11 protein-coding genes and 1 tRNA gene are annotated in these 9,645 nt (G+C 65.2%); 9 read left to right on the top strand and 3 right to left on the bottom strand.

Annotated features, from left to right (window positions below; genetic code table 11):
- Nucleotides 1-732, bottom strand: a 732-nt coding sequence (locus tag EPO50_RS25435; protein ID WP_296348794.1) for a P44/Msp2 family outer membrane protein, incomplete at its 3' end; no start/stop codon positions are given.
- Between the two features lie 178 nt (nt 733-910).
- On the bottom strand, nt 911-1,255 hold the full coding sequence (locus tag EPO50_RS25430) for a hypothetical protein (RefSeq protein ID WP_296348792.1): 345 nt from the start codon (nt 1,253-1,255) through the stop codon (nt 911-913).
- Nucleotides 1,256-1,459: 204 nt separating this feature from the next.
- Between EPO50_RS25430 and EPO50_RS25425 the strand changes: the two genes are divergently transcribed.
- Nucleotides 1,460-2,245 (top strand): YggS family pyridoxal phosphate-dependent enzyme, encoded by a 786-nt coding sequence (locus EPO50_RS25425; RefSeq protein ID WP_296348790.1) that lies wholly within the window; start codon nt 1,460-1,462, stop codon nt 2,243-2,245.
- A gap of 44 nt (nt 2,246-2,289) precedes the next feature.
- Here the strand turns inward: EPO50_RS25425 and EPO50_RS25420 are convergent.
- Nucleotides 2,290-2,379, bottom strand: a tRNA-Ser gene (locus EPO50_RS25420).
- Between the two features lie 65 nt (nt 2,380-2,444).
- Between EPO50_RS25420 and EPO50_RS25415 the strand changes: the two genes are divergently transcribed.
- The 8 genes from EPO50_RS25415 (at nt 2,445) to rlmH (ending at nt 9,610) form a co-directional block, all read left to right on the top strand.
- Nucleotides 2,445-3,689, top strand: a complete 1,245-nt coding sequence (locus EPO50_RS25415; protein ID WP_296348789.1) for an aspartate aminotransferase family protein — start codon at nt 2,445-2,447, stop codon at nt 3,687-3,689.
- A 211-nt stretch (nt 3,690-3,900) separates the two neighbouring features.
- Nucleotides 3,901-4,200: a 50S ribosomal protein L21 gene (rplU, locus tag EPO50_RS25410; protein WP_020697939.1), complete on the top strand. Its 300-nt coding sequence runs from the start codon at nt 3,901-3,903 to the stop codon at nt 4,198-4,200.
- 27 nt (nt 4,201-4,227) lie between these two features.
- Nucleotides 4,228-4,500 carry a 50S ribosomal protein L27 gene (gene rpmA / locus EPO50_RS25405; RefSeq protein ID WP_296348786.1) on the top strand — a complete coding sequence of 91 codons (273 nt, stop codon included), beginning with the start codon at nt 4,228-4,230 and terminating at the stop codon, nt 4,498-4,500.
- A 73-nt stretch (nt 4,501-4,573) separates the two neighbouring features.
- Nucleotides 4,574-5,587, top strand: a complete 1,014-nt coding sequence (gene obgE, locus EPO50_RS25400) for a GTPase ObgE (RefSeq protein ID WP_296348783.1) — start codon at nt 4,574-4,576, stop codon at nt 5,585-5,587.
- Entirely contained in the window at nt 5,584-6,714 is a 1,131-nt protein-coding gene (proB, locus tag EPO50_RS25395) for a glutamate 5-kinase (protein WP_296348781.1), read from the top strand. The genes obgE and proB overlap by 4 nt, the downstream gene beginning before the upstream one ends.
- Nucleotides 6,715-6,743: 29 nt before the next feature.
- Nucleotides 6,744-8,024, top strand: coding sequence for a glutamate-5-semialdehyde dehydrogenase (locus EPO50_RS25390; protein WP_296348779.1), 1,281 nt, complete (start codon nt 6,744-6,746; stop codon nt 8,022-8,024).
- 24 nt (nt 8,025-8,048) lie between these two features.
- On the top strand, nt 8,049-9,155 hold the full coding sequence (locus EPO50_RS25385) for a nicotinate-nucleotide adenylyltransferase (RefSeq protein WP_296348777.1): 1,107 nt from the start codon (nt 8,049-8,051) through the stop codon (nt 9,153-9,155).
- Nucleotides 9,152-9,610, top strand: a complete 459-nt coding sequence (rlmH, locus tag EPO50_RS25380; RefSeq protein ID WP_296348775.1) for a 23S rRNA (pseudouridine(1915)-N(3))-methyltransferase RlmH — start codon at nt 9,152-9,154, stop codon at nt 9,608-9,610. The genes EPO50_RS25385 and rlmH overlap by 4 nt, the downstream gene beginning before the upstream one ends.
- The last annotated feature ends 35 nt before the right edge of the window (nt 9,611-9,645 follow it).

Raw genomic sequence — 9,645 nt, 5'->3', positions numbered from 1 at the left:
CGTGATGCGCGCGTTGCCCTTGGTCTTGAACGCCTGGGCAGCCTGCTTGATCGTGTTCAGAGCCTGGGCCGACAGGTTCGAGCGGTCCCAATCGAAGAACACCATGTACGACGGCGGCGCAACGGCCGGAGCCGGGGGCGCCGGGGGCGCCGGCGAAGGGGCAACGAATTTGTAGGTAACGCCCGCCAGCGCCAGGATGTTCTGGTTCTGGAAGGTCACATTGCCGAACGGGGTGTCCACGCTCGGGTTCGTCGTGCCGAAGTAGCGACCCTCGATCATGAAGCGCAGGGACTCGTCGACATTGTAGGCAACGCCCAGCATCGCCTGGTAGGCAAACTGCGTACTGCCCAGAGAGGTGTTGCTGTCGATGAAGGCAATACCCGCACCGACACCGATGTACGGCGTGATGACCGAGGTCGGCATGAAGTCGTACAGCAGGTTGACCATGGCATTGAGCTGCCCGACCTTGCCGTTAATCGCAGTGCCCGGGATGTTGGCGCTGGTCGGCACCTGACCGTAACCAACCTCGAGTTCGACGCGCGGGCCGACGAAATCGTAACCCGCCTTGCCGCCGACGGCCCATCCTGTCCAGGTCGATGCGTTCGCGTTCGACCCAATGAACCAGTCGGCACCGCCACCGGCCCCGATATAGATGCCCGGCTGGGCATTGATTTGCGCTTCTGCAGTGACTGGAGCCAGGGCAAGTAACCCTACGGCGAGCAGCTTTTTCATCTGGATCTCCCCAGGTTTTGAAAAAGACGACGTAGAGGGAAACGGGGCCCGCCATGGTTTGGTTGCATTGTTGCCGCCTATGCCACGGCATTCTCATAGGTGTGTCATTCTTGCCACAAACGGGCTTCCCGTTTTCACCCGAACTGCGAATTAGACAGCGAGAGCCAGCCTAGATGGCTCAAGCACGACGTGGATCGAGGTTCGTGCCCTGCCACACACAGCCCAGCTCGTTGCTCGTCACCTTGAGGACGCGCTCCCGACCGTTGTTGACGAAGGTGAACACCATCGTGCTGTTGCCGACCTTGGCCGTTCCGCCAAAGACGCCGTCGGATCCCTTTCGGAGCGTGACGGCGGCTGTCCCGGAGACCGTGGCCGTGGTCCGCGCCTCGGTGACCGACCACTTCTTGGCAAACGCGCTGTTCCCGGTCGAACAGGCGGCGTGATTTCTCGGCGACGGTGTGAGCGTGAACTGGATGCTTTGAGCAGCCAGCGGAGGCGCGAACCCGAGAAGAGCGACAGTCATCGCAATCATCCCGCGCATTGCAGTTCCTCCCCCGGCAAAGTCGAACAACAGCCTGCCACGACGATCGCCACAAGGGCAATGCAATGAAGAGGTAGCCCACTCGGGCACAAACTGGACCATATCGAATCTCGTCAACTGGACGTTTCTCAATATCCAGTTTCAGATTAGTCGTGATCAAAGTCAGGAGGACGTCGGCTGCTCGTCATGGTTCAGAAACCAGCCCCCGAACTTTCCGTCGAAGACATCGAGCGGTTCGGCCCCGATCCGCTCGGCGCGTTCAAGGCCAATCTCGCCAGGGTCGAGGAGCGCATCGCCCGTGCCTGCGAACGTGCCGGGCGGGATCGCGCGTCGGTGCGGCTGCTGCCAATCACCAAGACGGTGCCGGCGCATATCCTGCGCTTCGCTTTTGCCGCCGACATCCGGTCGTTCGGCGAAAACAAGATCCAGGAAGCGCAGGGCAAGCGCGAGGCTCTCGCGGATCTGGCGATCGACTGGAGCATCGTTGGCCACCTGCAGACCAACAAGGTCAAGTACCTGACCCGCTTCGCCCGCGAGTTCCACGCGCTCGACAGCCTGCGTCTGGCCGACCTGCTCAACAAGCGCCTCGACCGGGAGGACCGCTTTCTCGATGTCTATGTCCAGGTCAATACGTCGGGCGAGGAGAGCAAGTACGGCCTGTCTCCAGATGCACTCCCTGCCTTCGTCGACGCGCTCGACCAGTTCCCGCGACTGAAGCCCAAGGGATTGATGACCCTGGCGCTGTTCAGCACCGACATGGACAAGGTCCGGCCGTGTTTTCGCCTGTTGCGTCGCTTGCGCGACGAGGCGGTGGCGCGCAATGCCGCGCTCACCCAGCTGTCGATGGGCATGTCGGGCGATTTCGAGGAAGCGATCGAGGAAGGTGCCGACGTCGTGCGTGTCGGCCAGGCCATCTTCGGCAAGCGGCCAACACCCGACGGCCACTACTGGCCAGGCCTGATCTCGAATTAATCGAGCAGCAACCCGGCGCGTCGCTCAGGGGCCTGACGGGATAGTGGCGGAGAGGGTGGGATTCGAACCCACGGTACGCTTGCACGCACAACGGTTTTCGAGACCGTCCCGATCGACCACTCTGGCACCTCTCCGGGCGCCGGGTTATAGGCGGCAGGCACTTTCGGGGCAACACCCTGATAGGTGGGGGAGGAATGCGATGAAATTGCCCGAAAAGGGGCTGGCCTGGCCGGAAATCGAGGCTCGGCTGAACGACGCCAAGAAAGACGACTATTCGTGGCGGGACGGCCGGATGGCCGTTTACTACTACTATCTCGACGACGAACTGTCTGACGTGCAGAAGCGCGCCTACGCCGCCTTCTGGACCGAGAACAGTCTCGGCAAGCGCGCCTTCCCCTCGCTTGCGAAACTGGAACACGACGTCGTCGATTTCGGCCTGTCGCTGATGAACGCGCCCGAGGATGCCGCCGGCACCTTCACGTCCGGCGGCTCCGAGAGCATCTTCCTCGCCGTCCAGACGGCACGCGACTGGGCCCGTGCGACCAAAGGCATCGACAAGCCGAACTTCGTCGTGCCGCGCACGTCCCACCCGGCTTTCAGCCGCGCCGGACATGCGTTGGGGGTCGAAATCCGCCGCGTGCCCACCACGCGTAACGACTTCAAGGCCGATATCGGCGCCATGGCCGGTCGGATCGACGACAATACGATCGGCCTCGTGGGCTCCGCGCCCTGCTATCCCTTCGGCGTCTTCGATCCGATCCGCGAACTCGATGCACTGGCCCAAGCGAGGGGGCTCTGGCTGCACGTCGACGCCTGCGTCGGCGGCTTCCTGTCGCCCTACGTCAAGCGGCTGGGCCATGCCCTGCCCGACTGGGATTTCTCGGTGCCGGGCGTCACCAGTATCTCCGCCGACCTGCACAAGCACGGCATGGCGGCCAAGGGCGCCTCGTTGATGCTGTTGCGCTCCAAGGAGCTGAAGGAAAAGTATCAGACCTTCGACTTCCGCGAATGGGAGCGCGGGCCGTATGTCGCGTGGACCATGCAGGGCACACGGCCTGGCGGCGCGATTGCCGCAGCCTGGGCGACGCTGCAGCATCTCGGCGACGAGGGCTACATGCGCTGCGCGCGCATGATCATGGACAACAAGAAATCCCTGATCGACGGCATTGCCCGCATCCCGGGCCTGACCGTACTGGAGCCCAGCGAACTCTCGATCTTCGTCACCCGCTCGGCCGATCCGACCCTGGATATCGGCGCTGTTTCCGATGCGATGGGTACCCGTGGCTGGCTGGTCGGTCGCCAGGTCGAGCCACCGGGCATCCATATGCATCTGAACCCCAGCCACGAGCGCATGGTCGGGGACTATCTGGGGGACCTCGCCTGGGCGGTCGGTGAGGCCCGCCACAGCGGGGCCACCTCGAAGGATGCCGGCTCGACCTACTGACGCCTGGAGATCAGCGAGGGGCCTTCAATTTGGGGCTTTTGCGGCGTTGACTCGGGGGCTCGCGTGCGTATATTCCGCCCTCCTCCGGCGGGTCTTGTAGGCCCGCCGTGCTCTTTCGTGCTTCCCAGGATTTTGGGGCCGAGTCATCGCTATCCCCTAGGGGTGGTAGGGCAATCGGATCCGGACTGGGAGCTTCAAGTCGGGTGTCATCATGATCGCCGTTATCCGCACGGGTGGAAAGCAATACACGGTCGCCGCTGACGACCAGCTCACGGTCGAGAAGATCGAGGGCGAAGCCGGCGCCAAGGTCGAGTTCACCGACGTGCTGATGGTCGGCGACAAGGTCGGCGCGCCGACCGTGGCCGGCGCCAAGGTCGTAGGCTCGATCGTCAAGCAGGCTCGCGGCCCGCACGTGATCATCTTCAAGAAGCGCCGTCGCCAGAACTCGCGGCGCAAGAACGGTCATCGTCAGGACCTGACGGTGGTTAAGATCGAACAGATCGTCGCCTAAGTTAGATAGAGCGACCGGAGTAGTACGATGGCACACAAAAAAGCAGGCGGCTCCTCGCGTAACGGCCGCGATTCCGACGGCAAGCGCCTGGGCGTGAAGCGCTTCGGCGGCCAGAAGGTCCTCTCGGGCAACATCCTGGTTCGCCAGCGCGGCACCAAGATGAACCCCGGCGAGAACGTCGGCGTCGGTCGCGACCACACGCTGTTCGCCACCGCCGACGGCGTCGTGTCCTTCCGCACCCGTTCGGGTGGCAAGGTCGAAGTGAACGTGCTCCCGGCGCCGGCTCTGGCCGCCGAATAGCCGTTCCCGTCCAATCGGATTGCGAAGGGGGAGCGGGTCGCCGTTCCCCCTTTTCGTTTGTGGACCCCATCTCATGAAATTTCTCGACCAGGCCAAGATCTACATTCGCTCCGGCAACGGCGGCGCCGGATGCGTGGGCTTTCGCCGCGAGAAGTTCATCGAGTTCGGTGGACCGGACGGTGGCGATGGCGGGCGCGGCGGCAATGTGATCGCCGAGTGCGTCGATGGGCTGAACACGCTGATCGACTATCGTTACGCCCAGCACTTCAAGGCCGAGACCGGCCATCACGGCATGGGCAGCCAGCGCACGGGCGGCAAGGGCAAGGATGTTGTGTTGCGCCTGCCGCGCGGCACGCAGGTCTTCGCCGAGGACAACGAGACCTTGCTCGTCGACTTCACCGAGATCGGCCAGAGCGTCGTGCTCGCCAAGGGCGGTGACGGTGGCTACGGCAACCTGCACTACAAGACCTCGACCAACCGTGCGCCGCGCCGCGCCGACAAAGGATGGCCCGGCGAAGAGAAAGCCCTGTGGCTGCGGCTGAAGCTGATCGCCGACATCGGACTGGTCGGCCTTCCCAACGCCGGCAAGTCGACGTTCCTGTCGTCCAACTCGAACGCACGGCCCAAAATCGCCGACTATCCGTTCACGACCCTGCATCCCGGCCTCGGCGTGGTGCGGGTGGGCGAGCGCGAGTTCGTGATGGCCGACATTCCGGGCCTGATCGAAGGCGCACATGAAGGCGCCGGCCTTGGCACGCGCTTCCTCGGCCATGTCGAGCGCTGCCGTGCGCTGCTCCACCTCGTCGACGGCACGCAGGACGATGTCGCCGATGCCTACAAGACCGTGCGCGCCGAGTTGCGCGCCTACGGCGGCAACCTCGCGCGCAAGAAGGAACTGGTGGCGCTCAACAAGACCGACGCCATGACGCCCGAGGATATCGAGGCCAAGCGCGCCGCGCTCGCCAAGGCCAGCCGCAAGACCGTGCATGTCATCTCGGCCGTCTCGGGTCAGGGCGTTCAGCCCCTGCTGCACGAACTGATGAAGCTCGTCGAAAAGCAGACCGCCAAGAGCAAGGAAGCGGCATGAGCTCCCGCACCAGCGCCCCCCTTCAGAGTGCGAGGCGGCTGGTCGTCAAGATCGGTTCCTCGATCCTGGTGGACGAGGCAAAAGGCGAAGTCCGGCGCGACTGGCTCGAAGCGCTGACCAACGACGTGGCACGCCTGCACAAAGGTGGCTGCGAAGTCGTGCTCGTTTCATCCGGCGCGATTCGGCTGGGCCGCACCCATCTCAAGCTCACATCGGTGCCGCTTCGCCTCGAGGAAAGCCAGGCTGCAGCAGCGACAGGGCAGATCAAGCTGGCGCAGGCCTACCAGGAAGCGCTGGCTCGGCATGGCATCACCGTAGCGCAGATCCTGCTCACCCTGAACGATTCCGAAGAGCGCCGCCGTTATCTCAATGCGCGCCAGACCATGGCGACCCTGCTCGGCCTCGGCGCCGTGCCGGTGATCAACGAGAACGACACGGTTGCCACCGACGAGATCCGCTTCGGCGACAATGATCGCCTGGGCGCAAGGGTCGCCGAAATGATCTCGGCCGACACGCTGGTTCTGCTCTCCGACATCGACGGTCTCTATACCGGCGACCCGCGCAGCGACGCGTCGGCGAAATTCATCCCCGAGATCCGTGAGATCACGCCGGAGATCGAATCGATGGCAGGCGCTGCCGCTTCGGTCCTGTCCAATGGCGGCATGGTGACCAAGCTGATGGCCGGCCGCATCGCGATGGCCGCAGGCTGCCGCATGGCAATCGCCGACGGCCGCAAAGTCGGCGCGCTGGGCGCGCTGATCGACGGCACCGCACGCTGCAGCTGGTTCCTGCCCGAAGGCTCGCCCCTGTCGGCGCGCAAGAAGTGGATCAAGGGCTCGCTCAAGACCTCGGGCAGCCTGGTCGTCGACGATGGCGCGGTGCGCGCCCTGTCGGCCGGCAAGAGCCTGCTGCCCGCCGGCGTCACGGCGATCGATGGCGAATTCAAGCGTGGCGACGTGGTCGATGTGAAGGATTGCGTCGGCCGCGTGCTGGCACGCGGGCTGGTCGCCTATGCCGCCGAGGATGCGCGCCGCATCGCCGGCCGCAAGAGCGTCGAGATCGAGAAGCTGCTGGGTTTCCGCGGCCGCGACGAGATGGTCCATCGCGACGACCTCGTGGTCGAGTAGGCGCAGCAGGAGCTATACTGGAGCGGCCGATGAACGTTCAGACCACGCCCGCTGAAGATGCCGCAAGCATCGTCGCCGAATTGGGTCGCCGCGCGAAGACGGCCGCGGCAGCACTGCGCAATGCGCCGACCGACGCCAAGAACAAAGCGCTGGCCGATGCTGCCCGACTGATCCGCGGCGAGAAGGCCGCCATTCTGGCCGCCAATGCCCGTGACATCGACGCGGCCAAGGCGGCCGGCATGTCGAGCGCATTGCAGGATCGCCTGCTCCTGAACGATGCGCGCATCGAGGGGATGGCCAAGGGCCTCGACGATATCGTTGCCCTGCCCGATCCCGTCGGCGCCACGATCGAGGAATGGCAGCGGCCGAACGGGCTCGTCATCAGCCGCGTGCGCGTGCCCATCGGCATCATCGGCGTGATCTACGAAGCGCGGCCCAACGTGACGGCGGACGCTGGCGCGCTTTGCATCAAGTCGGGCAACGTCGTCGTCCTGCGCGGCGGCTCCGACAGCTTCCATTCCTCGCGCGCCATCGTCGAGCTGCTGCGCCAGGCGCTGAAGGGCGCCGGCCTGCCCGAGGATTGCGTCCAGCTCGTGCCGACCACGGACCGCGCCGCCGTCGGCGAGATGCTGCGGGCCATGGACTGGCTCGACCTGATCGTGCCGCGCGGCGGACGCTCGCTGATCGATCGCGTGACGCAGGAAAGCCGCGTGCCGGTGCTGCGCCACTATGATGGTATCTGCCACGTCTATGTCGACCGCGATGCCGATGTCGCCATGGCGCGCGATCTCGTGGCCAACGCCAAGATGCGCCGGGTCAGCGTCTGCGGCGCCGCCGAGACGCTGCTGGTCGACAAGGCCGCCCTCGACACGCACCTGATGCCGGTGCTGGCGCGTCTGCACGAGCTCGGCTGCGAAGTCCGTGGCGACGCCGAAGTGCAGAAGCGCGATCCCAAGGCCGTTCCCGCCACCGACAAGGATTGGCGCACCGAGTATCTCGAACCGATCATCTCCGTCGCGACTGTCGACGGTGTTGGCGGTGCAATCGATCACATCGCACGTTACGGCAGCCAGCACACCGAATCGATCGTCACGGCCAACGAGGCAACGGCGCGTCGCTTCCTGGGCGAAGTCGACAGTGCCATCGTCATGCACAACGCCAGCACACAGTTCGCCGACGGCGGCGAGTTCGGGCTGGGGGCGGAGATCGGCATTTCGACCAACCGCATGCATGCCCGCGGACCGGTCGGCCTGGTCGAGCTCACGACCTACAAGAACATCGTGCGCGGCAAGGGCACTCTTCGTCCGTGAGTTCGCGCCCGTGAGTTCATCGTCATGAGCCTGCACCCGATGCCGGGTGTGCCGCGCGATACGACGCGGCGCATCGGTCTCCTGGGCGGTTCGTTCAACCCCGCACATCCGGGCCATCGGCACATCAGCCTCGAGGCGATGAAGCGTCTGGGCCTCGACGAGATCTGGTGGCTGGTCTCGCCGCAGAACCCGTTGAAGAGCGGCGACGGCATGGAGCCCCTGCCAACGCGCGTCGCCCGTGCCCGCCAGATCGCCGGCCATCCGCGGATTCGCGTCGACGCACCCGAGCTGCTGCTGGGCACGCGCTACACGCTCGATACGGTGCGGGCGCTGCGCCGGGTTTACCCCAGAGCCCGGTTCGTCTGGCTGATGGGCGCCGACATCCTGCCCCAGCTCGTCGATTGGGCAGGCTGGCGCGATCTTTTCGCTGCGATCCCCATCGCCGCCTTCGCCCGGCCCGGTTGGGGATATGCAGCGCTGGCGGCGACCGCGCCCCGCACGTTTGCCCGCTACCGGGTCGACGCAGAGAATGCCCGCCAGCTCGCCTCTTGCGAGCCGCCGGCCTGGTGCTTTATCCCGAGCCGTCTAGATAGCCATTCGGCCACAGCCATCCGCGCCGTCCGGCCGCGACGAACGAGAACGAAAGGAAAGACCATTTCCGACCAGAATTCCTCCCCGGGGACCCGTCAGCTCCCCGACCGCCGCAAAGCTATCGATGCCCTGCTCACGCTGGTGCGTCGTTCGCTGGAGGACGACAAGGCCGAGGACGTCGTCGTCATCGATCTCAAGGGCAAGTCCGCCTTCGCCGACTACATGGTGATCGCCTCGGGCCGCTCGAACCGCCAGGTCGTGGCCATTGCCGACCATCTCGCCGAGAAACTGAAGCAGAACGGCCACGGCTATACGCCGGTCGAAGGCAAGCAGGGCGGCGACTGGGTCCTCGTCGATGCCGGTGATGTGGTCGTGCATATCTTCCGCCCCGAGCCCCGCGCCTTCTACGCGCTGGAGAAGATGTGGGCGCTGGAGAACGAGGCTGTGGCCAAACCTGTCAAAGCCAAGCCCGTCAAGAAGGCGGCGGCCAAGCGGGTCAGTGCTGCCAAACCGCCGGCCCGGCGCAAGCGAGCCTCGTGAAACTGACGATCGCCGCCATCGGCCGCGCCGGACGTGGGCCGGAGCGCGATCTCTACGAACACTATGCCGGCCGCATCCGCTGGCCGCTGACGCTTCGCGAGCTCGAGGAGAAGCGCAAGCTGCCGCCGCCCCAGCTCATGCAGCGCGAGGGCGAATTGCTGCTACAGGCGGTGCCGGCAGGCGCGACCCTGGTGGCGCTGGATCGCCGCGGCAAGGTGCTCGACAGTGAGGCCTTCGCCGCCCGGATGGGCGCCTGGCGTGACAGTTCGGTGTCGGACGTTGCCTTCCTGATCGGCGGCGCCGACGGTCACACCGAACAGCTCGTGCAAAAATCCGCTCTCGTTCTGTCATTTGGCGCCATGACTTGGCCCCACTTGCTGGCCCGCGGCATGCTGGCGGAGCAGATCTACCGGGCACAGCAGCTGCTGGCCGGGCACCCCTATCATCGCGCCTGAACAGGAATGAAAGGGCGTCGATTTTGCCTCTGTTC

Source organism: Reyranella sp. (genome assembly GCF_004297405.1).
Taxonomy (GTDB): Bacteria; Pseudomonadota; Alphaproteobacteria; order Reyranellales; family Reyranellaceae; genus Reyranella.
This window is presented reverse-complemented; position numbering and strand designations above follow the sequence as displayed.

What these genes read in the sequence shown, in the direction of transcription:
- EPO50_RS25430 (WP_296348792.1), bottom strand. Translation starts at nt 1,255, where the DNA reads ATGACTGTCGCTCTTCTCGGGTTCGCGCCTCCGCTGGCTGCTCAAAGC.
- EPO50_RS25425 (WP_296348790.1), top strand. Translation starts at nt 1,460, where the DNA reads ATGGTTCAGAAACCAGCCCCCGAACTTTCCGTCGAAGACATCGAGCGG.
- EPO50_RS25415 (WP_296348789.1), top strand. Translation starts at nt 2,445, where the DNA reads ATGAAATTGCCCGAAAAGGGGCTGGCCTGGCCGGAAATCGAGGCTCGG.
- rplU (WP_020697939.1), top strand. Translation starts at nt 3,901, where the DNA reads ATGATCGCCGTTATCCGCACGGGTGGAAAGCAATACACGGTCGCCGCT.
- rpmA (WP_296348786.1), top strand. Translation starts at nt 4,228, where the DNA reads ATGGCACACAAAAAAGCAGGCGGCTCCTCGCGTAACGGCCGCGATTCC.
- obgE (WP_296348783.1), top strand. Translation starts at nt 4,574, where the DNA reads ATGAAATTTCTCGACCAGGCCAAGATCTACATTCGCTCCGGCAACGGC.
- proB (WP_296348781.1), top strand. Translation starts at nt 5,584, where the DNA reads ATGAGCTCCCGCACCAGCGCCCCCCTTCAGAGTGCGAGGCGGCTGGTC.
- EPO50_RS25390 (WP_296348779.1), top strand. Translation starts at nt 6,744, where the DNA reads ATGAACGTTCAGACCACGCCCGCTGAAGATGCCGCAAGCATCGTCGCC.
- EPO50_RS25385 (WP_296348777.1), top strand. Translation starts at nt 8,049, where the DNA reads ATGAGCCTGCACCCGATGCCGGGTGTGCCGCGCGATACGACGCGGCGC.